General features: G+C 71.0%; 1 protein-coding gene. It reads right to left on the bottom strand.

What is annotated here, in order from left to right; genetic code table 11:
• A partial coding sequence (locus ACVNF4_RS36760) for a transposase (RefSeq protein ID WP_461807140.1) occupies nucleotides 1–587 on the bottom strand: 587 nt, incomplete at its 3' end.
• Nucleotides 588–628 lie beyond the last annotated feature (41 nt).

Raw genomic sequence — 628 nt, 5'->3', positions numbered from 1 at the left:
TCCGCGAGCGCGTGGCGGGTCTTGTCGCTGTCGTAGCCGCGGTCGAGGTTCACGTTGACCTGGTCCGGGAGCTCGCCGACCTGCTCCTTGACGGCTTCGAGGGTGGGGACGAGCAGGGGCGAGTCGTGGCGGTTGGCGCCGGCGGAGACGATGCCGAGGGGGACGCCGTGGGCCTCGGTGGCCACCGAACGCTTCAGGCCCTGCTTGCCCCGGTCCACCGGGGAGCGCCCGGCGGCCTCCCCGCCGCAGGGGGCCTTGGTGATGCAGCCGTCCACGGACAGTTCGGCGAGTTCCAGGCCGATCATGCGGTCGTACGCCTCCAGGGCCAGGGCGTGGACCTGCTCCGCCATGCCGAGCCGGGCCCAGTGCCTGACGCGGCGTCGGATGGTGCGGTCGGAGCAGCCGGGAGCGGCGATGCGCTCGTAGCCGGAGCCGTGTACCAGCGCGGCGATCACGTGCTCGAAGACGGTCCGGTCCGGGATACGCGGATTGTGGCAGCCGAGCGGGTGCGTGTCGACGTGCTCGGGCAGCAGGGCCGCGAACTGGTCCCACAGGGGTTCGAGCAGGCATGATGGCAGGACAGGCACGAGCCCTCCGGTGATCACTGAGCGTAGAGAACTCCATGATC

This window comes from Streptomyces sp. S6 (assembly GCF_054880855.1).
The sequence above is the reverse complement of the archived record's forward strand: the minus strand, read 5'-3'. Positions and strand labels throughout refer to the sequence as shown.